Source organism: Streptomyces sp. SID13031 (genome assembly GCF_010548305.1).
GTDB lineage: Bacteria > Actinomycetota > Actinomycetes > Propionibacteriales > Kribbellaceae > Kribbella.
In genome coordinates this window covers 32,270-54,747 of record NZ_JAAGLV010000007.1, presented here as the reverse complement: position 1 = coordinate 54,747, position 22,478 = coordinate 32,270, and the positions used below count along the sequence as shown (strand labels likewise).

Annotated in this window: 27 protein-coding genes; 23 read left to right on the top strand and 4 right to left on the bottom strand. The window is 66.5% G+C overall.

Annotation, left to right across the window (positions count from 1 at the left end; translation table 11 throughout):
- Positions 1-128: 128 nt before the first annotated feature.
- The 17 genes from G3I17_RS15735 to G3I17_RS15655 all read left to right on the top strand — a co-directional run bounded on the left by G3I17_RS15735 (position 129) and on the right by G3I17_RS15655 (position 13,161).
- Entirely contained in the window at positions 129-377 is a 249-nt protein-coding gene (locus G3I17_RS15735) for a DUF6284 family protein (protein WP_164596788.1), read from the top strand.
- Positions 374-841: a DUF3307 domain-containing protein gene (locus G3I17_RS15730; RefSeq protein ID WP_164596787.1), complete on the top strand. Its 468-nt coding sequence runs from the start codon at positions 374-376 to the stop codon at positions 839-841. The genes G3I17_RS15735 and G3I17_RS15730 overlap by 4 nt, the downstream gene beginning before the upstream one ends.
- Complete coding sequence (locus tag G3I17_RS15725) at positions 838-1,092, top strand: hypothetical protein (protein WP_164596786.1); 255 nt, start codon at positions 838-840, stop codon at positions 1,090-1,092. Before G3I17_RS15730 ends, G3I17_RS15725 begins: the two co-directional genes overlap by 4 nt.
- Entirely contained in the window at positions 1,089-2,048 is a 960-nt protein-coding gene (locus tag G3I17_RS15720) for a hypothetical protein (protein WP_164596785.1), read from the top strand. The genes G3I17_RS15725 and G3I17_RS15720 overlap by 4 nt, the downstream gene beginning before the upstream one ends.
- The gene (locus G3I17_RS15715) at positions 2,048-2,347 is read left to right on the top strand and encodes a DUF4031 domain-containing protein (RefSeq protein WP_164596784.1); all 300 of its coding nucleotides are present in this window, start codon (positions 2,048-2,050) and stop codon (positions 2,345-2,347) included. Before G3I17_RS15720 ends, G3I17_RS15715 begins: the two co-directional genes overlap by 1 nt.
- Positions 2,344-4,152 carry a DNA cytosine methyltransferase gene (locus G3I17_RS15710; protein WP_164596783.1) on the top strand — a complete coding sequence of 603 codons (1,809 nt, stop codon included), beginning with the start codon at positions 2,344-2,346 and terminating at the stop codon, positions 4,150-4,152. Before G3I17_RS15715 ends, G3I17_RS15710 begins: the two co-directional genes overlap by 4 nt.
- Positions 4,153-4,211: 59 nt before the next feature.
- Complete coding sequence (locus tag G3I17_RS15705) at positions 4,212-4,448, top strand: hypothetical protein (protein ID WP_164596782.1); 237 nt, start codon at positions 4,212-4,214, stop codon at positions 4,446-4,448.
- Between the two features lie 2 nt (positions 4,449-4,450).
- Complete coding sequence (locus tag G3I17_RS15700) at positions 4,451-6,757, top strand: FtsK/SpoIIIE domain-containing protein (RefSeq protein WP_164596781.1); 2,307 nt, start codon at positions 4,451-4,453, stop codon at positions 6,755-6,757.
- A gap of 251 nt (positions 6,758-7,008) precedes the next feature.
- On the top strand, positions 7,009-7,317 hold the full coding sequence (locus tag G3I17_RS15695; RefSeq protein ID WP_164596780.1) for a hypothetical protein: 309 nt from the start codon (positions 7,009-7,011) through the stop codon (positions 7,315-7,317).
- Positions 7,318-7,331: 14 nt separating this feature from the next.
- Complete coding sequence (locus G3I17_RS15690; RefSeq protein ID WP_164596779.1) at positions 7,332-7,496, top strand: hypothetical protein; 165 nt, start codon at positions 7,332-7,334, stop codon at positions 7,494-7,496.
- Entirely contained in the window at positions 7,496-7,696 is a 201-nt protein-coding gene (locus G3I17_RS15685) for a hypothetical protein (protein WP_164596778.1), read from the top strand. The genes G3I17_RS15690 and G3I17_RS15685 overlap by 1 nt, the downstream gene beginning before the upstream one ends.
- On the top strand, positions 7,681-8,178 hold the full coding sequence (locus G3I17_RS15680; RefSeq protein WP_343238323.1) for an RRQRL motif-containing zinc-binding protein: 498 nt from the start codon (positions 7,681-7,683) through the stop codon (positions 8,176-8,178). Before G3I17_RS15685 ends, G3I17_RS15680 begins: the two co-directional genes overlap by 16 nt.
- Before the next feature lie 25 nt (positions 8,179-8,203).
- Positions 8,204-9,076, top strand: a complete 873-nt coding sequence (locus tag G3I17_RS15675) for a bifunctional DNA primase/polymerase (protein ID WP_164596777.1) — start codon at positions 8,204-8,206, stop codon at positions 9,074-9,076.
- A complete protein-coding gene (locus G3I17_RS15670; RefSeq protein WP_164596776.1) occupies positions 9,073-10,737 on the top strand; it encodes a YfjI family protein in 1,665 nt (554 codons plus the stop codon). The genes G3I17_RS15675 and G3I17_RS15670 overlap by 4 nt, the downstream gene beginning before the upstream one ends.
- Positions 10,738-10,823: 86 nt before the next feature.
- Positions 10,824-11,030 carry a helix-turn-helix domain-containing protein gene (locus G3I17_RS40760; RefSeq protein WP_343238322.1) on the top strand — a complete coding sequence of 69 codons (207 nt, stop codon included), beginning with the start codon at positions 10,824-10,826 and terminating at the stop codon, positions 11,028-11,030.
- Entirely contained in the window at positions 11,030-12,403 is a 1,374-nt protein-coding gene (locus tag G3I17_RS15660; RefSeq protein ID WP_164596774.1) for a site-specific integrase, read from the top strand. Before G3I17_RS40760 ends, G3I17_RS15660 begins: the two co-directional genes overlap by 1 nt.
- Positions 12,404-12,483: 80 nt before the next feature.
- Entirely contained in the window at positions 12,484-13,161 is a 678-nt protein-coding gene (locus G3I17_RS15655; RefSeq protein ID WP_164596773.1) for a hypothetical protein, read from the top strand.
- 504 nt (positions 13,162-13,665) lie between these two features.
- Here the strand turns inward: G3I17_RS15655 and G3I17_RS15650 are convergent.
- On the bottom strand, positions 13,666-14,079 hold the full coding sequence (locus G3I17_RS15650; protein WP_164596772.1) for a hypothetical protein: 414 nt from the start codon (positions 14,077-14,079) through the stop codon (positions 13,666-13,668).
- 452 nt (positions 14,080-14,531) lie between these two features.
- On the opposite strand from G3I17_RS15650, the gene G3I17_RS15645 reads away from it, so the two are divergent.
- Together G3I17_RS15645 and G3I17_RS15640 are read left to right on the top strand one after the other, a co-directional pair.
- Complete coding sequence (locus G3I17_RS15645) at positions 14,532-15,269, top strand: class I SAM-dependent methyltransferase (protein WP_164596771.1); 738 nt, start codon at positions 14,532-14,534, stop codon at positions 15,267-15,269.
- 55 nt (positions 15,270-15,324) lie between these two features.
- On the top strand, positions 15,325-15,819 hold the full coding sequence (locus G3I17_RS15640) for an NUDIX domain-containing protein (protein WP_164596770.1): 495 nt from the start codon (positions 15,325-15,327) through the stop codon (positions 15,817-15,819).
- 81 nt (positions 15,820-15,900) lie between these two features.
- Here G3I17_RS15640 and G3I17_RS15635 read toward each other — a convergent pair whose 3' ends face one another.
- Positions 15,901-16,776 carry an SDR family NAD(P)-dependent oxidoreductase gene (locus G3I17_RS15635; RefSeq protein ID WP_164596769.1) on the bottom strand — a complete coding sequence of 292 codons (876 nt, stop codon included), beginning with the start codon at positions 16,774-16,776 and terminating at the stop codon, positions 15,901-15,903.
- A gap of 100 nt (positions 16,777-16,876) precedes the next feature.
- On the opposite strand from G3I17_RS15635, the gene G3I17_RS15630 reads away from it, so the two are divergent.
- Entirely contained in the window at positions 16,877-17,695 is an 819-nt protein-coding gene (locus G3I17_RS15630; protein WP_164596768.1) for a helix-turn-helix transcriptional regulator, read from the top strand.
- Positions 17,696-17,706: 11 nt separating this feature from the next.
- On the opposite strand, the gene G3I17_RS15625 is transcribed toward G3I17_RS15630, so the two are convergent.
- Positions 17,707-18,864 (bottom strand): hypothetical protein, encoded by a 1,158-nt coding sequence (locus G3I17_RS15625; RefSeq protein WP_164596767.1) that lies wholly within the window; start codon positions 18,862-18,864, stop codon positions 17,707-17,709.
- A gap of 368 nt (positions 18,865-19,232) precedes the next feature.
- Here G3I17_RS15625 and G3I17_RS15620 point away from each other — a divergent pair, with 368 nt between their 5' ends.
- A complete protein-coding gene (locus tag G3I17_RS15620) occupies positions 19,233-19,370 on the top strand; it encodes a hypothetical protein (RefSeq protein ID WP_164596766.1) in 138 nt (45 codons plus the stop codon).
- Here the strand turns inward: G3I17_RS15620 and G3I17_RS15615 are convergent.
- Positions 19,355-20,122, bottom strand: a complete 768-nt coding sequence (locus tag G3I17_RS15615; RefSeq protein WP_164596765.1) for a glycoside hydrolase family 16 protein — start codon at positions 20,120-20,122, stop codon at positions 19,355-19,357. The genes G3I17_RS15620 and G3I17_RS15615 overlap by 16 nt on opposite strands.
- 93 nt (positions 20,123-20,215) lie before the next feature.
- Between G3I17_RS15615 and sigJ the strand changes: the two genes are divergently transcribed.
- On the top strand, positions 20,216-21,088 hold the full coding sequence (gene sigJ, locus G3I17_RS15610; RefSeq protein ID WP_164596764.1) for an RNA polymerase sigma factor SigJ: 873 nt from the start codon (positions 20,216-20,218) through the stop codon (positions 21,086-21,088).
- A gap of 87 nt (positions 21,089-21,175) precedes the next feature.
- Positions 21,176-22,462, top strand: coding sequence for an FAD-dependent oxidoreductase (locus G3I17_RS15605; protein ID WP_164596763.1), 1,287 nt, complete (start codon positions 21,176-21,178; stop codon positions 22,460-22,462).
- The last annotated feature ends 16 nt before the right edge of the window (positions 22,463-22,478 follow it).

The window sequence follows — 22,478 nt, the reverse complement described above, 5'->3', positions numbered from 1 at the left end:
ACCAGTGCTTGACAACCTAAGGACTGGTAGTCCTAGGATGACCAGCATCGACAGCACGCGACGCCACGGCGGTTGCAGCCGCCGCGGCGTCCGGGTCGAACTAGTCCATTCGTAGAGGAGCGCAACCCGTGAACATCATCCACCTTTCGCCCGTCAGTGGCGAAGAGCCCACCGCTGCCGACCTGGCTGCGATCGAGGCTGAGATGCCGCTGATCGAAGCCGAGCAGGCCCTGCTCGAAGCCGAGATCGCGGCCTTGACGACCGGTCCGGCTCTGTCGGAGCTGGCCCGCCGCCGGGTCCGCAACGCTGAGCGACGTGTCGCCCAGGTCGGCCGCGAGCTGGCCGCCACCCACCCGCACTCGCAGGACGCGGCATGACCGCCGCCTTTGCCGCCTACCTCGCGGCGCTCCTCACCGCCCACACCGTTGGCGACCACTGGATTCAGACTCACCACCAGGCCACCTGCAAGGGCCAGCACGGCTGGGTCGGCGCGCTGGCCTGCCTGCGTCACGTCGCCGCCTACACCGCGACCACCGCCGCTCTCGGTCTGCTGGTCTGGCAGGTGCTCGACCTGGAGCTGAGCTGCCTCGGTTTCCTGACCGGGCAGCTCTTGTCGGCCACGACTCACTACCTCGCCGACCGCAGGGTGTACCTGGAGCGGTTCGCCCGCTGGATCGGCAAGGCCGACTTCCTGCGGCTCGGAGTGCCCCGGAGCGGGCTCGACCGCAACGGCAACGCCTACGACGACAACCCGTCCCTCGGGACCGCTGGCTACTCCCTCGACCAGTCGTTCCACCACCTGTGCCTGTTCGCTGCGGCTCTGCTGACGGTGACCCTGTGACCGGCCGCGCGATCGACCTGGCCGGCGCCTACGCCGAACGCCTCGGAGTCGAGACCAGCGACCACGTAGGCAACGAGCTCGTCGCCCAGTTCGAGCACCTGTCCCAGCTTGTCCTGTCGGGCGACCTGGCGGCGATGCGACCCGGCGCGATGTCGGCCGAAGCCGCGACCGCCTACGGCGAACTGTGGGTGCTGACCGCGTTCCTGTCCGACGCCTGCACCGCCCTGACCGGATCGGAGGCAACCCGATGACCACGACCGAAGTTGCTACGAGCAACCAGCCGACCAGCGTCGATCGGCTGCGGACGCAGGCCGTCGAGGCGTCGCAGGTCCGGGCGCTGTCGACTCACCCTGACGTGGTGGCTCTGCGGGTGGAGTCGATCCGTACGCAGGTTGACCGGTGCATGTGGCTGGGAATCGTTCTGGGCTTGGCGTTCACGATGGTGAACGTGCAGGCGTTCGCCGCTGACGGCGCTTCGGTGGGATCGTTGCCGTGGATCGCCGCATGGCTGCTCGACCCGATGGTTTCGCTGGTCCTGATCGCCGTACTGCGGGCCGAGCAGATCACCGCCCGGTACCAGGTGACCGACGCTGGCCCGTGGATTCGCCGGACGAAGCGATTTGCGTTCGCTGCGACCTACGTGATGAACACCTGGTCCTCGTTCGGCCACGGCGATGCCGCCGGGATCGTGCTGCACTCGGTTCCGCCGCTGTTGGTGTTCTGCGCTGCCGAGACCGCCCCGGTACTACGGGACCGGCTGACCGAGGCAGTACTGCGGGCCGAGCAGGCCGCCGCTCTGGCCGACCCGCACAAAGCTACTGAGCCCCTGTCAGAAGGCGCGCCGGAACCGGCGGAGACCCGGGAGATGCCCCCGCCGCCTGATGAGGAGTCGGCACCTGACGAGGCGGCGGGGGCATCCCCCGAGACCCCCGCCAACACCAAGGCACCCCGGACGCCTCGCAAGCCCTCACAACCCCGCAAGAGGCCCGGCAAGGCCAAGGGCGGCCGGATGCTGCTGGCCGACTACGTGGCGCTGGGCCTGGCCAAGGCTGACCCCGAGATCGCTGCCGATCAGGTCACCCCGGCGTGGGCACGCAAGACGACGGGTTGCTCTGCGGGCCTGTCGGCCAAGGTCGCCGCCGGCGTCCGCGACCAGCTCGCACCGGTCGCCGCTGCGGTCGAGTCGATCGAGAGGGCGGCTGCCTGATGACCGTCTACGTGGACGACATGCGCCGCCGCGCCCGCGTCGGCCGGACGGTGGCCCGCTGGTCGCACCTGGTCGCGGATCACCCCGCCGAGCTCGCAGCGTTCGCGGCCCGGCTCGGGCTGAGGCCGGAATGGCTTCAGGACAAGGGAAAGCCGAGCGAGCACTACGACGTGACCGACCCGAAGCGCTTGCAGGCTCTCGCGCTCGGCGCGGTGCCGATGTCCTACCTGACCGAGATGGGCCGCTTCATCGCAGCGAAGCGCCAGAACGCCAACGCAGACAGGGGGAATGACCGATGACGATGGCGACCAAGCGCACTCGCGTGATGGCGACCAAGCGCACTCGCACGGCCTCGCACCGCCCGGCTGTCCGGCAGCGCCAGTTCCGGCACGACACCCTGACCGCTGTGGAGCTGTTCGGCGGGTACGGCGGTATGACGCAGGGCATCGAGCGGGCCGGGATCGACGTGATCATGGCCGCCAACCACAACGCCTACAAGGTCGAGATCCACGAGGCCAACCACCCTACCGCTGAGCACTGGATCGCTGACCTGGCCAACCCGGACTCCGGCGACTACCACGACGTACGTGACCTGCCTCCCGGCGATCTGCTGACGGCCGGCGTCTCCTGCGTCAACCACTCACCTGCCAACACCATGAAGGCCTACGCCACGGGCGGGACGTTGTTCGAGGTGGAGGACCCCGACTACGACGAGCGGGTGACCCGCTCGGAGCGCGACCGGGCGACGGCCAACTGCGTGCTGCACTACGCCGCCGTTCATCACCCGAGAATGATCCTGGTCGAGTGCACGACGCAGTTGCAGTCGTGGGGCAACCTGGTCCCCGGCAGCCGCAAGGTCGGCGACGGCTCGACGCACCGTTGGTGGCTCAAGCAGTTCGAGAACCTGGGCTACCGCTTCAAGATCCTGTACCTGAACTCGATGTTCTTCGGTGTCGGTCAGTCACGTGATCGCGGCTACTGGGTGTTCTGGGACAAGTCCCTCCCAGCCCCTGACCTGGAGCACCGCCCGCTGACCTGGTGCGGCAAGTGCTCGAACGTCACCGAGGCCCGTCAGGTCTGGAAGACGGGTATCCCGCCGACCGGGACCGTCTGCTACGGCAAGCAGTACGAGTACCAGTGCCGGTCCTGCCGCCGTGCGGCGATCCCGCAGTTCACGCCGTCGCTGGACGCCCTTGACCTGTCGAACCTGGGCACTCGCATTGGCGACAAGCCGATCCGGAAGTTCAAGGACGGCACGTCCGGGCCGATGGCAGCGACGACGATGGCGCGGGCTGAGCGGTGCCGTCAGCGGTTCGCGGAGTTCCCGGCCGTGCTCATGCCCGCGAAGGCGACGCGGGGCACGGAGCGGCACCCGTGGCAGCCGATGTCCACCCAGACCAGCCAGCAGGAGACCGCGATTCTGTCGACCGGTGCGCTGATGGCGGCGGCGGGCAACACGTTCGAGCGTGTGGGGTCGGACTGCCGTACCCGTGACCTGTCCCAGCCGCTTCCTGCGCAGACCGCGACCAACGGTATGGGGCTGATCGTTCCGCCGGTGGCGCTTGCCGTGGACAACTTCCAAGGTGCTGCGCGTGGCGCGGGTGAGCCGCTGCCGACCCAAGGCGGCTCGGAGACGATGGCGCTGTTGTCGAGTGGTGTGGTCCCGTTCCGGAAGAACACCGTTCCGACGATGCATGCAGAAGCGATGCCGACTGTCACTGCCGAGCAGATCCCCGGCCTGATGTTCTCCGGCTGGTACAAGCAGAACGGCTCGACCGGGACCGAGACCGCCGCGCACCCGGTCACCGATCCGCTCGGTGCACTGACCTCTCGCGACACCACCGCCTTGCTCACCGCCGAGTGGCATGCCGCACTGGCCGAGCTCGCGTTGGAGGACTGCTACTTCCGGATGATGGCCCCCCACGAGATCGGCCGGGGCTGCGGTTTCGACGTGACGTTCGGCAACCACCAAGGCACCTACATCGTGTGGGGATCGGCCCGCGACCAGGTCGACGGCTACGGCAACGCCGTCACCCCGGCGGTCGGTGAGTGGATCGGTGCCCGGATGCGCGCGGTGCTCCACAGCGAGGAGGTGGCGGCATGAACTTCAACTTCGGCACCGAGTTCACGCCCGCAAGCTCAACGCTGGCAGGAGAAACCCCGATGCGCATGAACCTTTACCTGCTCACCCGCACCGATGACGTGGACTACGACGAGGCGTCGGCGATGGTCGTCGCTGCGGTCGAGCTGTGGCCGGCGCGAGGGATCGCCGCCGCGTCGCACGCCGCCGAGCCCGACTCGGTGTGGACCTCACCGAACCACTCCACCTGTGACCTGATCGGCACCGCCGCCGAGGGCATCGCGCCTCGCGTCCTGCTGGTCGATGTGAAGGGAGCATGACCATGCCCGACAACAACCACAGCAACGTTCACCGGCTCTACGACACCGACCACACGACCGATCACGAGACCGTTCAGGACAGCGTTCACGGCGGCGTTCAGGACGATGTTCACGACGACGCTCAGCCGATTGTTCACGGGGACGCGGAGCGGGTAGACGGTGACCAGGTTCATGACGCCGACGTGATCGAGGGCGAGGTGCTGTCCGAGGAGGAGTCGGCTGAGCTGGACCGCCGTCTTGAGTCGCGCGGGGCGCTGGTCGTGCGCCGTGCGACGGCGCCGGTTCGGGTCGCGAAGTCGGCAGCGGTAGCGGTCAGGGGCCACGAGCCGACGATGAAGGCCGGTAAGGCGACGATGCGCCACACGTGGACGGTGGTGCAGGGTGCAACGTCGTTCGCCAAGCGCGCTTACGACGGCTCGACTTTCGGGACCTACAGGCGCCAGATGCGGGCCGCTGAGGCGGCCGGTGACCGCGAGGCGCTGAAGGAGTGGGCCGACCGTAAGGAGATGGCCACCGAGCGCCGCCACAAGCGCCTGATGGACCTGCCCCGGCTGTTCATCGGCCTGGTTAAGGTGCTGGCCGCGACGCTGATCGGTATCCCGCTGGCGGTGTTCGTGATCGCCGTCTTGACGAAGCTCACCGGCAACGGATCGTTCACGGGTGTCTGGCTGGGGTTCTTCGCCGTGATCGGGTTCATGATCGCCGCTGTGTCAGTGGTGTGGGGCCTGTTCGTGATGGCGCTGCCGTTCCTGGTGGTGCTGGCCTGCTACCGCGAGGGCAAGCGCCGCGCCGAGCCTCCGAACTGGCTCGTGGTGAACGCCGCATCCGAGTGGGATCTCGACATCGATGAGTCAACGATCGCCAGCGCGCTGGAAGCGCTGCGGATCCCGAACATCACCCGCTACCTGAAGGAGGGCTACAAGCTCACCTACATCACGCCGGCGCGTGAGTCCGGCCGGGGTACGCACGCGGTGGTGCGGCTGCCTGGTGGTGTGGCTGCTGAGAAGATCTGCAAGCGCCGCACGGACCTGGCCACGAGCCTTCACCGGGCCGCGTCGGAGACCTGGCCGACCGTGGGCGACGAGGCCGGAATCCTGGATCTGTGGGTCGCGGACAAGGGCGCGCTCGCCGAAGGCGCCGGGCCGTACCCGTTGCTCGCGGAAGGTCTGGTGGACGTGTTCAAGGGCGTCCCCGCTGGCCGGACGCTGCGCGGTGACGCCATGTTCGTGCCGATCATCGGCCGCAACACGATCGTCGGTGGCGCACCGGAGCAGGGCAAGTCGGCTGCGGCCCGGACGACGATGATGGGCGTTGCGCTCGACCCGACCGCAGAACTGCGGATCTGGGTGCCGGTCATGAACTACGACTTCGAGCGGTTCCGGCCGCGTTGTGCTCGCTACGTCCGTGGCGCCGACAACGACTCGATTCGCCAGATCCGCGATGACCTTCAGGAACTGCACGACGAGATGCAGCGTCGCGGTGACCTACTCGACAAGTACGAGCTCGCCGAGGTGAACCGCAAGATCGCCGACCAGAACGTCGGCCTGCACCCGATCGTCGCGCTGCTCGAAGAGGCGCACGTGGCCTACAACCACGAGGAGTACGGCAAGGAGATCAGTGCGCTCGCGACGCTGATCGTGCAGCTCGGTCGCAAATACGGCATCCACCTGATCACGTCCACGCAGGCACCGACCGCGACGTCGATCCCGCGGGACATCACCCGCAACTGCACCAACGGCATCGCGTTCTACGTCGGCGACCACCACGCCAACGACGCGCTGCTGGGTCAGGGCAAGTACAAGGAAGGCATCACCGCCACCGTCCTGATCCCCGGCAAGGACCGGGGAACCTCTGTCACCAAGGGATTCAGCTCCAACCGTTCCGAGATCATCCAGTGGTACTTCCTGTCCGTTGCCAAGGACAACGACCAGGTCACGCCGCTGATCGAACGAGCGCTCGATGCGATCAAGAAGCGCGGCCTCGGCGAACCGACCGACATCAAGCGCCCGCAGATCGAGACCCGTGACCTGCTCGCCGACCTGGACGAGGCGCTAGGCACCGACACGGTCGGGGTCGCCGACGTGCCCGCTCTGCTGCGTGACCTGGCACCGACCTGGACGCCGTACCAGAACCTGTCCGGCAAGGCCCTGGTCAAGATCCTGGCTGACGAGCACGGCATCAAGGTCCCCTCGACCGGCAACAAGTTCCCCCTCAATCCCGCTACCGTCCGTGACGCGATCGTGCTCCGGGAGCGCGACGCCGGCGCGGACGACGACGAGACCAGCACCGCGACCGACAAGGCCAGTTAGCCGCAAGCCACGGTGCCTCGAACAGGCTCACAGTGCCCGGTCAGGGCCTGTCCGAGGCGGCGGTTAACTCGGCTAACTCGGTAACTAACCGCAGGTCAGAGCCACATTGACCCGATCTCACTCACCGAGTGAGGAACCTAACCCGATTCCCGCCACCTAACTCACTCCCGATATCTCCGGCGACGACCCAACGGCAGTCCTCGCCTCCACCCGTCACGCCCAGACTCGACTACAGAAGGTGACTGACTGTGGTGCCCGCCAATCATCTGGTCTGGCTCTTCGCCTCGACCTTCCTGCCCGCCTCCGTCGTCACCGAGACCCAGCCACTCACCCACACCCAGCGCGCCGCGATCTGGACCGGGACCGGGATCGCCGCCGCCGCGCTCTACCTGCTCGGCTGCCTGATCTTTCCCTACTCCAACTGCACCAAATGCGCAGGCACGGGCAAGTCCCGCGCCCCGCAAGGCAAGGCGTTCCGCAACTGCCGCCGCTGCAAAGGAACCGGCCGCCGAACCCGGATCGGCCGGCGCCTGATCGACCACCACCGACGCAACCGCTGAAGGAGACACACACCGTGGCAAGCAAGAAAAATAGCCCTGAGGCCCAGGCGATCATCAACGAGTACGAAGCCGCCGCCCGCGAGTCGATGAAGTACGCCACCAACGACAAGTCACCGGCCGCCAAGAAGGCACACACACGGTTCGACAAGGCCGACAAGCGCCGCTGGAAGTGGCGCTGATGGCCACCCGACGCAAGCCCCGCGCCAAGGCCAGCCGCACGCCCGACACGGCAGACGAGGCACTGACCCCGTCCGAGGAGTATCGGGCCGCGCTGGCTGACTTCACCAGCTACTCCGCCGACAACGAGACCGCCGAAGCGCTGGCCGCGCGTGACCGGCTCGACACCGCTGAGCGGCGCCGCCGGTGGTGGCACTTCTGATGGCCGCGCCGCTGATGGAACGCGCATCGTTGCACCCGGCCCGGTCGCAGTGGATCGAGCTGTGGGACGGCAAGTACGCACTCGGCTGGGACCACGGCGGGACGCCTGTGTTCCGGTTCAAATGGGCGCCGGGTGGTCTGGCCACCCGCAGGCAGCTCCGCGCGATGCGGATGTGTCCGGGCGGCCACGAGCCCTACGCGTTGCTGGTGTGGCGCAACGGGCAGCGCTGGGCCTGGCTGTACCGCCTCGACCTGGCCAAGCCGTCCCGCGTCGCCTCCCCGGACCAGCTCAACGCCCTGGACAAAGCCATGCGAGCTCGGCGCCGTTGCCGACTCTGTGGCCTGGTCTGGGACTACTGCATCCCGACATCGGACGGCCGGTGTGAGGCCTGCATCGCTCACGCCGACCACGACGGCACCGACCCCGATTGCCCGATGTGCGACCACGCGCCCCGCGCCCTGGCGCAAGCCAACGCCGCCTGACTTCCTCGAGTAAGGGATTCCCGCTGTGACAGATCTCCTGACCGCCGCCCTGGACGCCGCGATGCGCGGCTGGCCCGTGTTCGCGCTCGGACGCTCCAAGCGCCCCGTGGCCAACTGCGACGCCTGCCCGCCCGATGCGCACGACCCCGCGAGCTGCGGTCACCTGACCTGCCACGGCTTCTACGCCGCCACCACCGACCCCAACCGCCTGGCCGCCATCGTCGCCGCCGTCCCGCATGGTCAGCTCGCCGTCCGGACCGGTGCCGCGTCCGGCCTGCTCGTGATCGACGTGGACCCCGCCCACGGCGGCGACCGCAGCCTGTCCGCCCTGATGGCCGAAGGACTCGTACCCAGGACCCTGCACGTGCACAGCGGTTCCGGCGGCTTGCACCTGTACTACCGCCACCCCGGCCACGACATGCCGTCGCGGCCCATGCCCGGTCGCCCCGGCATCGACATCAAGGCCGACGGCGGCTACGTCGTGCTGCCGCCCTCGATCCACCACCGCACCCACCGCCCCTACGCATGGGGCCAGACCGCGACCGACGTGGAGATGCCCCCGCCTGCACTCCTGGCCGCCTGCGAGCCACCCGCGCCCGTCCACGCCGCGCCCGCCGGCGTACCGACCACCCGCCCCGGAGGCGGGGGCATCTCCCACCCGGACAAGCTCCTCAGTGCCCTTGTGACCGCCGTACGCAATGCCCCGGAGGGTAAGCGGCGCACGACCCTGTACGGAGCTGCCAGAGGCGCTGCGCGGATGGTCGCCGCCGGAGCGATCGACACCGCCGATGCCATCGCCTCACTGACCGATGCAGGACACGCAGCCGAGCAAAGCGACCGAGACATCCGAGCCGCCATCAACGGAGGCTTTCGAGCCGAAGGGATCGCCGCCGCATGAGCACCGAACACATCGACTGGCACCTGATCGAGCCACCCGAAGACCTCTACGAACCCGAGCCGATCACGCCACCCACACCGATCAGACCAACCCAAAACCTTCAGCACACACCCATGCATCACGACCAAATGGGCACTCCCGCGGGCGCCGATTCCGGGCCTGTGTGGGACGGCGAACCGGTGCCGCTGAAGACCGATCGGATGCTCCGGCCGTTCCCGGTCGATGTGTTCCCCGAGTGGCTGGCCGACCAGGTCAGCGCTGTCGCCGAAGCCACCCAGACACCGACCGACCTGGCCGGATGCGTCGCGCTCGCGTGCCTGTCCACCGCCGCCGGCGGCAAGGTCCTGGTCCAGGTCGATCGGTCCTGGCTCGAACAGGTCAACCTCTACACGGCCATCGCGCTGCCGCCCGGCTCGCGTAAGTCACCGGTGTTCCGGGTCATGACTAGCGCGCTCAACGCCGCCGAAACCGCGTTGCAGGAAGCCACCGCAGAACTTCGAGTTGATGCCGAGCTCGCCGCACGGATCGCCCACGCCAAGGCCGAGAAACTCGCCAAGCATGCCGAGGTATCAACAGCCAACCCACAGGAGGCATTGGCCGACGCGACCGCCGCCGCCAAGGAAGCCGCCGCCATCGTCGTACCCGCCGCACCCCGGCTCATGACCGACGACGTGACGCCGGAAGCGTGTGTGTCCCTGATGGCCGCACAGGGCGGCCGGATCGCCGTCCTGTCGGCCGAAGGCGACGTGTTCGCGACCCTCACCGGCACCCGCTACTCCGCGTCGGCCAACCTCGCCGTTTTCCTCAAGGCTCACGTTGGCGACCCGATCCAGGTCGACCGCAAAGGCCGCGAATCCGAAGCCATCGAGCGACCCGCCATGACGCTCGGAGTCACCACCCAACCCGCCACCCTGCAAGGCCTCGCCTCACAACCAGGATTCCGCGACCGGGGCGTCCTGGGCCGCATCCTCTACAGCCTTCCCGTCAACACCGTCGGACAACGCAACAACACCCCAACCCCCGTCCCCGAAGCGACCGAGACCACCTACCGCGACGCACTGCAAACCCTCGTCCTGCTCCTGGCCGACCACGAGACCCCGCACCACCTCGAACTCACCCCCGATGCCCGCCAAACCCTGCTCGACTTCCAAGACTGGATCGAACCGCGACTCCACCCCCGGACCGGGCAACTTGCACCCATCACCGACTGGGCCTCCAAGCTCGCCGGACACGTCGTCCGGATCGCCGCCCTGCTCCACCTGGCCCACACCTTCACCACCGGTTACGCCGGCCCCATCACCGACGACACCATGCACGCCGCTGAACGCATCGGCCGCTACTACCTCGACCACGCTCTAGCCGTCTACGACCTCATGGGCCGCTCCCACCCCGACCTGGACGACGCCCGCGACGTACTCGCCTGGATCACCAAATTCTGCGACCGAACCGGCCGCGACACCTTCGCCCGCCGCGACGCCCTACGCGGCCTCCAAAGCAACCGATTCCCGACCGCCGAAGACCTCGAACCTGCCCTCAGGCTCCTCGCCGAACACGGCCACATCCGGCCCAAGGCAGCTGAGAAGAACAGCAAGGGCGGCCGACCCTCACACACCTACGAAGTGCACCCGCAGGTCTTGAACACCCCTGCGGAGAACCGATGACCACGGAGGTTTTGTCAGTTTTGTCAGTTCTGTCAGGCCATCTCCGGCCCAGAGCCGTGCTCGAACACCAGAAGGAGACACCAGACGTGAGTGCCACCACGACGGCGATCACCAGCCGTGCGCGACTGACCGTCACCGAGGTCTGCGAAGACCTGGGCGTCTCCCGATCGACCTTCTACGAATGGCGAACGAAGGGCGTCGGGCCGCGCTGCATCAAACTCCCCAACGGGGAGATCCGCGTTCGCAGAGTCGAGCTTGAACGCTGGCTCGATAGCCGGGAGGAGGCTGCCTGATGGAGACGACGTTTGATGTTCGGCTGTCCGAGACATTGATGGTCAATGACCTTGCCAAAGGCAAGCACAGTTACACCCTTCGCTGGAGAGTTGCCAAAGAGGGGTTCAGTCTGACCAGGACGAACAGGACTCTTGCCAACAAAGAGCTAGCGAAGCTGGTCAGTGCCGTCGGTCGTGGTGAGGCCTTCTATTGCGACACCGGGCGGCCGATCTCCGAGGCGCGAGTTACCGCTAGCAAGGTGAGCTTCTACGACTTCGCCTGCCAGTACATCGACATGAAGTGGCCAAGCGCGGCGGCAAACTCCCGACGTAGCATCGTGGACGCCTTGGTTGCCGTCACCCCGGTCATGTTGAAGGGCCGGAAGACTGGCAAGGAAGCCAAGGCGCTGCGAGGTGCGCTGTACAAGTGGGCTTTCAATACCGGCCGTCGCAACGACGCGCCGGAGGATGTTCAGGCATTGCTTAAGTGTGCTGCCGGAAACAGTAAACAACTCAATGATCTCGCCAAGGCCGAAACGATCCGGGCCGCCCTCGCTGCGGTCGGGACCAAACTCGACGGAAAGCCCGCGTCGCGCACCTACATGGCACGCCGGCGTGCGGTGTTGTGGAACCTGTGCGAATTTGCAGTCGAAGAGGGTCACCTAGCAGCTAACCCGATCACGACCATCAAGAAGGAACGGCGGGCGAAGTACACCGCAGATGTAGTTGATCCGGCGACTGTCCCCAATCCACAACAGGCTGAGGCACTACTGCAGGCCGTGGGCAGCCTCCCCGGCAGCGGGCCGCGAATGGTCGCCTTCTTTGCCAGCATGTACTACGCCGCGCTGCGGCCCGGCGAGGCGGCGGAGTTGACCAAGGCCAACCTGCACATTCCCGACGAAGGCCGGGGCAAGCTCTATCTGACCGGCTCCACCCCATTCGCGGGCGGTGCGTGGACCGATGATGGCGAGGAGCGAGACAAGCGACAACTGAAGCATCGCGACGTAGGGACGGGACGGTGGACACCGTGCCCCTCAAAGCTGACCGGGATCTACCACCAGCACCTAGAGCAGTTCGGCGTTGATCCGCACGGACGGCTGTTCTGGGGACAGCGAGGTGGAATGGTGCCCGGCAAGACCTATCAGACAATCTGGAGCGCCGCCCGAGTTGCGGCGTTCGGTGAAGAGATGGCCCGCGCCTCCAAGCTGGCCAAGCGCCCCTACGACCTGCGGCACGCTGCTGTCTCGACTTGGCTGGCCAGTGGTGTCGAACCGAAGCGCGTTGCCGACTGGGCAGGGCAGTCACTGGAGGTGTTGATGCGGATCTACGCCAAATGCCTCGACGGTCGCGAGGAACAGGCGATGGACCGGATCGAGACGATGCTAGGCGGGTGAGCAGCGGCACCCAGTCAGCCCCCAACCAGATCGCCAGGTTGGGGGCTGACTCATGTCGTTCAGGGTGCGACTCTGATCACGTGACTTCAAACAAGATCGAGCCACCGGGGCACGTGCAAATCTGGGGCCGGGCGCTACTCGGAATGGTGCCTGTAGTAGGCGCAGGGGCAGTCGAGATTTGGGATGGATATCGGAAGCGCTACGAGTATCGAGCTTTGCAGACGCTGGGAGTGATCGGCGAGAAAGTCACTCCCGAGCAACTCCAAGAGCGACTTGCGGAATCCGAGGATCTAGACGCCGTCTTCGGGCGCGCGATCCAAGCTGCTGCCAACTCAGGCCTAGAGGCAAAGCGGCTGTTGCTGGGCCTGGTGGTTGCCGACGCAGTTCTGGATGACGCAATGATCGACGATGCAATCCTGATGACCGATGTGTTGTCGCAGATCGAGGCTCCCCACGTCCGCTGCCTCGAAGACATCTGGCGAGTCCAGCAGGAGGTCGAGTCATCCGGGGAACGGCCGCAGGCCGCTCGCGGAGCTGAGCGAGAGATCAACCAGCGGATACTCGACGTCGGTCGCAAGTATCCATCGCCCCTACTGCAAACTCTCGTCAACCTCAGCCTGCTAGACGCCCGAACGTCGTGGGACCAGGGGATGGACTTCGTGCATGGGTTGACCACGTTTGGCGAAGACTTCCTGCGCGAACTTCACGGGGCCACAGAGGCCGGAGACAGCTCCCCAGGCGCGGCCCGAGACGGGTGAACGGCCAGTTCCTGGCTTTTCTGCGTCCGACGCGACACTAATCCACTCGTCACCCTACGGTGCGGCTATGAACCTGGCATCTGAGAGACCTACCCATCACGTGTGCCCGACCTGCGGCGCGCCCGTCCTTGCCCTGACGATCGACTCTCATCACTACGGGCGCTCCACCCGGCACGCAGCCGGCGGCTTCATCTGTTCCGACGATAGGTGCGCCTGGGAGGCCAGCTCGACCCACTTTGATCAGCAGTAGTTGTCGCCAGATGGGGGCCGGAAACGGCCAGCCCGGTACTGCCGGAGTCGGAGTCGGCTGCTGTCCAGGCCGGGCTTTCGTGGCATCCGTGCAGAATGCGTGCAATGGAGCCGCCTCGCTGACCCCTAGCGCCCGACGTTTGTGCAGGTCAGAGCCACTATCGGGCGCTCCGGGCAGCTTGGTCTTGAAAACCGGTATTGCGGGTGACCGTAATCGTGGGTTCGAATCCCACGCCCTCCGCTACAGGATGCGGATCAGGTGATGCTGGTCCAGATCTTTGTGCTGGCCTCGGCACCGAGGAAGGGGTTGTTGACGGCCCACAGCAGGCCCTCGTTGTTCTCCGGCACGTCGAAGTCGCACATCACCCATCCGCCGGCCTCGCCGCGGCGGTTGAAGCACTCCCGGTACCAGCTCGACGACGATTCCTGGTCCTGGAGCGTGGCGGCGGCGGATTGGCCGTTCGCCTTGGTGTCCTTCACCCAGACGCGGTCGCCGTACTCGGCGAAGCACGCCTTCGCGCCGGTCACCGACACACACCAGACACCGAGACCGGAAGGCGGCGCACCACTCGGCGCCCCGTCCGCAGCCGACGCCACGGTCGTCGTCCCGGCCATGATGAGTACTGCCGCTGCAGGAATCCCGATCAGCGCGCGCGTAAGCCTGTTCACGCGACCTCCTCTACTTCTCAGCCCCGTTCATACGTTTGACCCGCGAGATTCAACCACGACCCGATCAGTCATCCGCTGGTGGCCCGGCGTCGGCGCGACGTATCTCACCCGCGACCTTGTGCACGAGGTGAGCGGATCGCGCCCGCCAATCTACTCACGTCGTGCACAAAGAGGCCGGATCGGCCGGAGGGGCGGCGGGTGTCGCCTAGGGTTCGTGGGCATGGTGGATTCAGCTTCAGTCGCCGCTACGCGGGACTCGTACGACGCTCTCGCGGCCGAGCATGCCGACGTGGTGGCCTCGGGGCTGGAGCTGCCATTCGGGCATGAGTCAGTCGTCAGCCTGGACCCCTTTGTCAGTAAGGGGTTTGGTGGTCTCGGCTAGCGGTCTGAGGAGTCTGTACCGGCTCGTTAACTCTTTGCGTGGCCGGGTGGCGCTCCGTAGTCTGCGCGGTATGAGTCTGGATCCGTACGGGGATGAGCGACTGGTCGGCTTGTACGACGAGGACAACGGGGCCGGGGAGGATCACGACTTCTACCTCCAGCTCGCTGATGAGCTCACGGCCAAGAAGGTCGTCGACTTCGGCTGCGGTACCGGCCTGCTGACCCGGGCCTTCGCCGTGCCTGGGCGCGTTGTCATCGGGGTCGATCCGAGCGCGACGATGCTCGGCTACGCGCGGAGGCAGCCGGGCGCCGAGGCTGTCACCTGGGTGGATGGCGACGCCAGTGCGGTCGAGGGCGCCGGCGATGCGGAGCTGGTGGTCAGCAGCGGCAACACGATGATGCACATCAGTACGGAGGACTTCCCCTGGGTGCTCGGAGCGCTGGCGGCCGCGCTGCGACCTGGTGGCGTGCTCAGCTTCGAGAGCCGCAATCCGGCGGCGCGGGCCTGGGAGCAGTGGGGAGCGGAGGCGACGTACGGCGAACGCGATACGCCGGCCGGTCATCTCCGGGAGTGGATGGAGGTCACCGAGGTCGACAACGGGCGGGTGGTCTTCGACGCCCACAACGTGTTCGAGGACGGCGTCGACACTGTCCTCACCACTGCCCTGTACTTCCGCACGGCCGACGAGATCCGCGCCGGCCTGGAGAGCGCCGGCTTCGGTGAGATCGAGGTCCACGCCGGTTGGCGCCAACAGCCGTTGGCCGACGATTCCCGCCTACTTGTGTTCCGGGCTACCAAAACCGCGTGAGCTCTGGGAGGGGTGGTTCACCCCCTCCTCCGTTACCGCACGTAATACTCCAGGCATGGTCTACGAAGGTTCATATCTCTGGCAGTTGCGGCAGGTAGTCGGCCAGCAGTTGCTGCTGATGCCGGGTGCTCAGGTGGTCGTGGTGGATGACCGCGACCAGGTGCTCTTCCAGCAGCGGAAGGACTCCGGCCTCTGGGAGCTGCCCGGTGGCGCTGCTGAGCCGGGGATGAGCTTCCGTGAGACCGCAGCGCAGGAGTTGCTGGAGGAGTCGGGGCTGCGGGTTGAGCCTGTTGACCTGGTTCCGTTCGGGTCGCTGTCGGAGGCCGAGTTGCACACGATCACCTATCCCAACGGCGACCGGCTGCAGTGCTACGCATTGCTGTTCGAGGCGAGGCAGTGGACGGGTGACCTGGTCCCTGGAGCCGATGAGGTCATCCAGGCGCGGTTCTTCGAGGCCGGTGAGGCACCGGAACCGCTGCAGCCGCAGACGGAGGCCGTCTGGCAGATGTACGCCGCCTACCGCGCCACCGGCCTCTTCCAAGCGCGCTAGCTCGCTGGGTCAATGGGTCGCTATGCGCGATCCAGCGCGCCCAGCCTCACGAGACCAGGGTTGCGGCGAGAGCAAGGCGGGTCAGGACACCAGGGCCGTGGCGACCTCCCAGAGTCGCTCGGCGTTCGCCGGATCGAGCGCGAAGGGGGCGACCCCGCCGCCGAACATCACCGGTGGGCCGGTCAATACGGGAGCCTCGGCGCAGTCCTCGTAGTACCGGCCGCCGCTGGTGAGTGTTGCCGCGAGGACGGACGTGGCAGCGCCCTGCTCGACGGTTTTGCGGCGCTCGACCGGCGTACGGAGTCCACCGGTGTGCTTCTGCAGGTTGGTGGCGATCGCGCCGGGGTTGACCGCGTTGGCGACGATGCCATCGCTCGACCAGCGCCTGCTCGCCTCGACGGCGAGGAGGATGGTGGCGGTCTTCGACTCGCCATACGCCCCGATCGGGTTGTACGGGCGGTAGACCCAGTCGAGGTCGTCGAAGACCGGCGGCGCCATCAGGTGAGCGTTGGAGCTGAGCGAGACGATCCGGGCGCCGCCCGCTTGGGTGAGGGCGTCGTGGAGTCCGGTGGTGAGGGCGAAATGGCCGAGGAAGTTCACGGCGAACTGGAGCTCGCGGCCCTCCGCAGTACGGGTGAGCTCGGGGACGCCCATGATGCCGGCGTTGTTGACCAGGAGGTGAAGCGGTCCGTCCCACGCTGCGACGAACGAGCGGATCGAGGCGAGATCAGCGAGATCCAGCTCGGCGACCTGGGCGTTCTCGATGGCCGCGGCGATTTCCTTGCCTGCGACAACGTTCCGGACGGCGAGTACGACGTCGGCACCGGCTGCCGCGAGCGCGCGGGCGGTCTCGGCGCCGATGCCCGAGTTTGCCCCGGTGACAAGGGCACGCTGGCCGGACAAGTCGACCCCGGCCAGTACTTCGCTAGCGGTTGAGGTGAAGCCAAAGGTGTTCATACCTTGATGATGTGTCGGTTTGCGAAGGCCAAGAAGGCCCTGCCGACACTGGTAGCGACAGGGACAGGATGAGTCACCACGAGGCCTCTACTCTGGAAGCATGAGCAATCTCGGCGAGTACCTGAAGGTACGCCGCGAGCGGCTGCGCCCAGAAGACGTAGGCCTGCCAGGCGGCAGCCGTAGACGCGTACCGGGCCTGCGGCGGGAGGAGGTCGCGCTGCTAGCCGGTATCAGCGTTGAGTACTACCTGCGGCTGGAGCAAGGCCGCGACCGCCACCCCTCGGACCAAGTGCTCGACAGCCTCTCCCGCGCGCTCCAACTGGACACCGACGCCGAGACCTACCTCAAGAAGCTCTCCACCCCGACCAAACCGGTTCGCCGCCGCGCGGCTCGCCCCGAGCAGGTCAGCGCCGGAGTACAGAGCCTGATCGACAGCTGGACAACCACACCGGCGCTGGTCCACGGCCGCTACATGTCCACCCTGGCAGCGAATCCCATGGCCATTGCGTTAAGCCCCTATTTCGCGCCCGGCATCAACACCTTGCGCGCAGCCTTCCTGGAACCGGAAATGCGCGAGTTCTACGAAGACTGGGACGAGACGACCGCGAAGGCCGTCGCCTACCTCCGCTCGATCATCGTCCCCGCGATCGACGACCCCCAGGTGATCGACCTCATCGGCGAACTCAGCCTGCACAGCGACCGCTTCCGCACCTTGTGGGCCAAACAAGACGTCCGCCAGAAAACGAGTGGCACCACCCGCCTGAACCACCCGCAAGTAGGCACCCTGACCCTGAACTACGAAAAGCTGTCCCTACCGGGCGCGCCCCAGCAGATGCTCATCACCTACCACGCCACCCCCGGCACACCCTCCCACGAGAAGCTGCAACTACTGGCTAGCTTGACTACTCCAGTCGGCTGAGGAACGAGTCTTCAGTCCCATAGAAACCCTACTCCGTACACTTCTCGTGGATGGCATCTCTCGACAAATGTGTGCTCAATGGATTGGCCGACGATGGGTAGCCATCGATCGCTATCTGCAGGCGGGGGCTTCCGGCGATCTCGCACGGTTTGCTCCGCATGCCACCAACAGCCAGCAGGTACGTGGCCCTCATCGAATTGAACCCGGATGGTGAGGCCCCTGACTGGAGTATGGCCACGAACCAACTCCCCGGGGGCGATCCCGTGATGGTCGACCTCGACGTCGACACCCTCGCGCTCGGCCCGCAACTCGTTGTCTATAGCTTCGGATGAGAAGAAGTGCTTTTCGTCGATCCGCAATGAGCGTGGAAACACGAGTTTGGTCAGTACGGGCTCGCCGTGCCTGCGAGGTGTCAGCTTGACGGCTCTGCAGCCCCAGACTGCGCGGACGGCGGGGGCGAGTCCAATTGTGCCTGAAACCGCAACTGCGACATAGCTTGTAAGTCCATCGATTTTAGAGGTGATCAATCGCTCCGTAATTCGACGATGGGCTGTTCGATGCTTCATTATCACCGTGGTGACCATTAGGTCCATAAATACTGGTTGAGCGCCCTCGGATGGGAGCCTATTGAGAGCGCGGCGCGAGCCAGGATCCTTCTTGCCCTCGGCAGGCGACTCCCGGCTCTCGGTCATCGAGGCTTCCGTATCGATCCCGATGTCGGTAGACGAGTCGCCCTCAGTCCGCCGAGCCAGGTCCGCGTAGAACGCCCATCCGGAGCCGTTCTCGGCGAGCAGTCGCAACTTGATGGTGAGAACCGGTACGAGTCTCTTGGTTAGGGCGTCTGCCCATGCCTTATGGATGGGGGTTGTGGTAACCGGGTTTCCAAAAACGGCACCGAGATCGTTCTTCAGCTGAGCAAATCGGCCACCCAGGGTCGCCTCCCATGGTTCTGTGATCTCTTGCCGCCGGTGCAGACGAAATGCGGCCCGCAGGGCATTGCGGCCACGCGAGTTCTCCGACGGTCCGAACCTCTCGATCTCATGAACGATCAGGCCCCAAGCGGCGAATGCGCGCGACTGCGGCGTACCAGTCGGCATGGAGGCTGTCGGTTCGATCATCAATCGAAGTGCTGCAGCAACCTCGGTGGTCGGATCCACGATCGCGTACATGAACAGCTCTGTTGGAAGGGCGTCGTTCCTGGTGGCGAGCCATCGGAGCGCATCCTCCAGGGATGACGATGGGTTCTGTGTTCGTCGCACTGGCTGCTCCCGCTCACGCTCGCCCGACTACAGATGACGACAGGTGACCACAGATGGCGACGGCTGACAAGAGCGGACAATAGTCCGGCTATTAAGTGACCAATAAGTATGATTTCCTATTATGCCATCCATTGCATTTGCCGATCTACTATCTGTGGTGTCGATCGCTATCCAAATGCAATGGATGGGAGCTCGTGATGACCAAAGGTGCAAAGGGTGCTGCGTCAGGGGTGTCTTCGCCTGGACGGTTGTGGAGTTCGAGGGCGTTGCGGCGATTCGTGAGTAGCCTCCTAGGGGCGATCGGACTGCTCTACCTGCGGACCGGCTCGCTGGTCGTGACTATCGTCGGAGCACTGATGGTGTTGATCGCCGGCGTACTGTTCCTGGTCCTTGGGCGGCACTATCGCTGGCTGTAGCCGCGGATGTAGTCGATGACGAACTCGGGCACCCGGTCATCCAGCGGGCCGTCGTCGGGGAAGTCGAAGACGGCGAGCATCAGTTGCAGGGGGTAGGACGGGGGATTCGGGCAGGTGCGGATCAGGACGTCGTCCACGTAGAAGTCGACTTGGTCGGGGGACCAGTCTGCGGCGTACAGGTGGAAGTCGGTGGGGTCGAGGGGGAGGCGGGGAGCGGCGAAGTCTTCGGGGACGGTGGGGTCTCGGAAGGTGTGGAGGCCCATGCCGACCTCGACCGATTCGCCTGCCACGACCGATTTGCCGAACATCTCGGTTATGCAGATCTCGGCGCAGCGTTCGGGGGTGTCTTCCAGGCCGACCATCCACAGGGCGACCATCGAGCGGGGGGAGACGACGGCGCGGGCGCGTAGCTCGATGTAGCCGCCGGTGGGGGTCCAGCCCCAGAACGGCTTCTGTTCCTCGCGGACGAGCAGGCCTTCGCGGTACGGCTGCTGGCCGATCGTGCTGCCGGCCGGCCCCGAGAAGTTGCCCGACTGGATGCCCGAGACGCGCATCCGCGGCGTGTGGTCGTCCTCACACCACAGGGCCTGGCCGGGCGGGATGAACAGCCGCAGGCAGGAGTCCGCCAGCTCGTACTGCGCGGCTGTCGCGGCGCGGGAACTCCACTGGGGAAGGTAGTTCGGGACCCAGACGGCGGGATCGAGGGTCGGTCCGTCGAAGTGGTCCTCGAAGACGAGCTGACGTTCGGTCATGGCGGTAATGATCAGCGGACGCGGGCCGGTTGTCACATGATGGGCCTTCCGACCGTCAAGGTGTTGACGGACCGCGACGGGAGATTGTGACCTGTGGACGACTTTGACCAACTGGCCGGCAAGTTCGAGGAGAATCGCACCCAGCTGCGGTCGGTGGCGTACCGGATGCTCGGTTCGGTCAGCGAGGCCGAGGATGCCGTCCAGGAGGCCTGGCTGCGGCTGAGCCGGTCCGACGTGAGCGAGATCCAGAACCTCGCCGGCTGGCTGACGACCGTGGTGTCGCGGGTCTGCCTCGACCAGCTGCGCAGCCGCAAGTCACGCCGCGAGGACCCCCTCGACGTGTTCGTACCCGATCCGATTTTGAGCCCACTCGACCCCGCGGAAGAGGCAGCTCAGGCCGACGCGGTCGGGCTGGCGATGATGGTCGTCCTGGACAAACTGTCGCCGGCCGAGCGGCTCGCCTTCGTGCTGCACGACATGTTCGGGTTGAGCTTCGACGAGGTCGCCGAGATCGTCGGCAAGACCCCGGCAGCCGCCCGGCAGCTCGCCTCGCGCGCCCGCCGCCGCGTCCAGGGCGCCCCGGTCGCCGACAACGACGTGAACCGTCAGCGCGAGGTCGTCGACGCGTTCATCGCCGCCTCCCGCAGCGGCGACTTCGAGGCATTGCTGTCCATCCTCGACCCCGACGTCGTCCTCCGGGCAGACGCCGGTACTACGCAAGCCAACGGCCCCGCCGTGACCAAGCTGGTCCGCGGCGCCCTGGCCGTCGTCGAACAAGCACTCACCTTCACCCGCCTGGCCCCGAACACCCGCCCAGCCCTCGTCAACGGCTACCCCGGCATGATCACCGTCGTCGGCGACACCCTGGTGGGCGTCATGGGCGTCGCCGTCCACAACGGCAGGATCACCGAGATCAACATCCTCGCCGACCTCTCCCGCCTCAAATCCCTCCCGATCCCGGTCTGACCGAAATAGTTCCAAGGGTCGTGTCTATCTGAGCCGATCCGCTTCGACGTGTGGATAAGAGGCAGGCACACGCGAGGGAGCGGCACGATGAGCACGCAGACGATCTTCACGGCAGAGACGAGCGGTAGCGACGTTGTTGCGAGCCTTCTCGGCGCTGGGTTCCAAGGAGCGGTTCACCGGCCGGGCGACGCCGAGTACGACGTACTGCGGCAGTCGGTGGTACCGACGTTCGACTCGCGGCCGTTGGTGGTTGCCGAGGCGTGCAGCAGGTCGGACGTACAGCGGGCAGTACGTGCTGCCCGGCAACTCGGGCTGCCGCTCGCAGTACAGGCGACTGGGCATGGGACTCGAGTGCCGGCCGATGGGGGCATCCTGCTCAAGACCTCTGCGATGACGGCCGTGCTGGTCGATCCGCAGCGCAAGATCGCCAAGGTCGGCCCGGGTACCCGCTGGGGCGCAGTGATCGACGCGGCCGGGCAGTTCGGGCTGGCGCCGCTCGCAGGGTCCTCACGGGACGTCGGGGTCACCGGCTACACGCTCGGCGGAGGCGTCGGCTGGCTCGCTCGGAAGTACGGGTTCGCGGCTGACAGCGTGATCCGTGCCGAGGTCGTCACCGCGGACGGCCGCGTGGTCACCGCGAGCGCCGACGAGCACCCCGAGCTGTTCTGGGCGATCCGCGGCGGCAGCGGCAACTTCGGCATCGTCACCTCACTCGAGTTCCGCCTGTACTCCGTTCCGCAGGTCCACTCCGGCATCGTGTACTTCGGCGTCGACAACGCGGCCGAGACGCTCAAGTTCTATCGCGACTGGTCAGCCACCATCCCCAACGAGCTGAGCACCGCCATCGTGCTCACCCGCACGCCCGAGGGAACCCGCGCTCTCGCGATCAAGGCCTCGTACTCCGGTGAGGCCGAACTCGCCGAGCACCTCCTGAAGCCCCTGTTCGAGGAGGCCGGCCCGGTCCTGGCCGGGGAACTCAAGACGACCCCGTACGGCGAGTCCGCGATGGGCGGTACCCCGGCCCGCTACCTGGACCTGCTCGACACGCTCCCGGACGATCTACTCGACGCGCTGGCCGAGCTGCCCAGCGCGACCGTGGAGATCCGCCACTGGGGCGGCGCGATGGCTCACCCCGGCCCCGGCGCGGGCCCGGTCGGCCACCGCGAGGCGACGTACTCGCTGATCATCGACCAGGAGGTCCCCGACCTGGAGCCCGTACTGCGGAACACCGGTCGCACCTTCCTCAACTTCCTGGCCGACCCGTCGCGCGCGGCCTCGGCGTACTGCGAAGCCGACCTGACCCGCCTGCGCGCGGTCAAGCGTGCCTATGACCCGGACAACTTCTTCCACCTGAACCACAACCTCGAACCCTGACAACGCAGAAGGCCCG

What these genes read in the sequence shown, in the direction of transcription:
- G3I17_RS15730 (WP_164596787.1), top strand. Translation starts at nt 374, where the DNA reads ATGACCGCCGCCTTTGCCGCCTACCTCGCGGCGCTCCTCACCGCCCAC.
- G3I17_RS15720 (WP_164596785.1), top strand. Translation starts at nt 1,089, where the DNA reads ATGACCACGACCGAAGTTGCTACGAGCAACCAGCCGACCAGCGTCGAT.
- G3I17_RS15715 (WP_164596784.1), top strand. Translation starts at nt 2,048, where the DNA reads ATGACCGTCTACGTGGACGACATGCGCCGCCGCGCCCGCGTCGGCCGG.
- G3I17_RS15710 (WP_164596783.1), top strand. Translation starts at nt 2,344, where the DNA reads ATGACGATGGCGACCAAGCGCACTCGCGTGATGGCGACCAAGCGCACT.
- G3I17_RS15705 (WP_164596782.1), top strand. Translation starts at nt 4,212, where the DNA reads ATGCGCATGAACCTTTACCTGCTCACCCGCACCGATGACGTGGACTAC.
- G3I17_RS15700 (WP_164596781.1), top strand. Translation starts at nt 4,451, where the DNA reads ATGCCCGACAACAACCACAGCAACGTTCACCGGCTCTACGACACCGAC.
- G3I17_RS15685 (WP_164596778.1), top strand. Translation starts at nt 7,496, where the DNA reads ATGGCCACCCGACGCAAGCCCCGCGCCAAGGCCAGCCGCACGCCCGAC.
- G3I17_RS15670 (WP_164596776.1), top strand. Translation starts at nt 9,073, where the DNA reads ATGAGCACCGAACACATCGACTGGCACCTGATCGAGCCACCCGAAGAC.
- G3I17_RS15660 (WP_164596774.1), top strand. Translation starts at nt 11,030, where the DNA reads ATGGAGACGACGTTTGATGTTCGGCTGTCCGAGACATTGATGGTCAAT.
- G3I17_RS15645 (WP_164596771.1), top strand. Translation starts at nt 14,532, where the DNA reads ATGAGTCTGGATCCGTACGGGGATGAGCGACTGGTCGGCTTGTACGAC.
- G3I17_RS15640 (WP_164596770.1), top strand. Translation starts at nt 15,325, where the DNA reads ATGGTCTACGAAGGTTCATATCTCTGGCAGTTGCGGCAGGTAGTCGGC.
- G3I17_RS15635 (WP_164596769.1), bottom strand. Translation starts at nt 16,776, where the DNA reads ATGAACACCTTTGGCTTCACCTCAACCGCTAGCGAAGTACTGGCCGGG.
- G3I17_RS15630 (WP_164596768.1), top strand. Translation starts at nt 16,877, where the DNA reads ATGAGCAATCTCGGCGAGTACCTGAAGGTACGCCGCGAGCGGCTGCGC.
- G3I17_RS15625 (WP_164596767.1), bottom strand. Translation starts at nt 18,864, where the DNA reads ATGTACGCGATCGTGGATCCGACCACCGAGGTTGCTGCAGCACTTCGA.
- G3I17_RS15615 (WP_164596765.1), bottom strand. Translation starts at nt 20,122, where the DNA reads ATGACCGAACGTCAGCTCGTCTTCGAGGACCACTTCGACGGACCGACC.
- G3I17_RS15605 (WP_164596763.1), top strand. Translation starts at nt 21,176, where the DNA reads ATGAGCACGCAGACGATCTTCACGGCAGAGACGAGCGGTAGCGACGTT.